Below are 1,253 nucleotides of genomic sequence, written 5' to 3' on the forward strand. Positions count from 1 at the left end.
TGACCTGCCCCCCGTTGGTCCCTCGGTCATAACGAGAGTCTGCCGGTTTGAGATTGGTAGTCGGCGGATCGTTTCAGGGCAAGCGCGCCGGGCGCGGAGCCCTCGGGTAGCGCAAGCGTCCGGCGCGCTTCGAGCGGTGTCAGGTTCCCGAGCGAGGAGTGCGGCCTGACGGTGTTGTAGTCATAGCGCCAGAGGGCGATCTTGCGGCGGGCGTCGTCCAGGGTGTCGAAGATCTCCTCGTTCAGCAGTTCGTCACGCAGGCTGCCGTTGAATGACTCGATGAAGGCGTTCTGCTGTGGCTTGCCGGGATCGATGTAATGCCAGGCGACGTCGTTCTGCTCGGCCCACTTCAGAATGGCCCTACTGGTGAACTCAGTGCCATTATCACTGACAATACAGGCAGGCTTGCCGTAGACCCTGACCAGCGCATCCAGCTCGCGCGCGACCCTTGCGCCCGAGATGCTGGTGTCGGCGACCAGGCACAGGTTCTCGCGGCAGCAATCGTCGATCACCGCCAGGATGCGGAATCTGCGCGAGGCTCCGAAGGTGTCGGCCACGAAGTCCAGCGACCAGCGCTGGTTCGGCAACAGGGCCAGCGGCATTGGCGTTCGTGTGCCTCGCGCACGTTTGCGCCCCCTTCGCCGCCTGACCGACAGCCCTTCCTCGCGATAGAGCCGATACAGCTTCTTCGGGTTCATCAGCATACCTTTGCGCTCCAGCAGCAGCCCGATGCGTCGATAGCCGAACCGGCGACGCACGGCTGCGACCTCCTGCATGGCCTCACGGATCTCCGGGTTGTCGGGCAGCCGCTCACGCCGCACCGTCTTCGGATCGACACCGACCAGAACGCAGGCCCGGCGTTGCGAGATGGCGTGATCCCGCATCGCCTTGAGCACCGCGTCCCGCCGCGCTTTCGATGTCGTCAGGGCTTTCCCAGCAGATCCTTAAGCACGACATTGTCGAGCATCGCGTCAGCCAGGAGCCTCTTCAGCTTGCCGTTCTCGTCCTCGAGCGCCTTCAGCCTTTGCGCGTCGGACACATCCATGCCGCCATACTTGGCCTTGAACTTGTAGAACGTCGCCGGGCTGAGCCCATGACGGCGACAGACTTCCGCCGTCGCCATCCCGGCTTCCTGTTCCTTGATCATTCCGATGATCTGCGCCTCGGTGAAGCGGCTCTTCCTCATGTCGTCTGCTCCTTCTTGATGAAGCAAACTCTACATCAGAGCGAGGGACGTTCCGGGGGGCAGGTCA

The 1,253-nt window shown here is 63.1% G+C and carries 1 protein-coding gene; it reads right to left on the reverse strand.

Annotation, left to right across the window (positions count from 1 at the left end):
- Window positions 1-26: 26 nt before the first annotated feature.
- Window positions 27-1,186, reverse strand: a protein-coding gene (locus tag OC159_RS19955) for an IS3 family transposase (RefSeq protein WP_265502971.1) whose coding sequence is annotated in 2 segments (ribosomal slippage) — window positions 27-928 and window positions 928-1,186 — 1,161 coding nt in all. Because the reading frame shifts where the segments join, the coding sequence is not laid out codon by codon here.
- Between the last annotated feature and the right edge of the window lie 67 nt (window positions 1,187-1,253).

The organism is Paracoccus beibuensis (genome assembly GCF_026162625.1).
GTDB lineage: Bacteria > Pseudomonadota > Alphaproteobacteria > Rhodobacterales > Rhodobacteraceae > Paracoccus > Paracoccus beibuensis.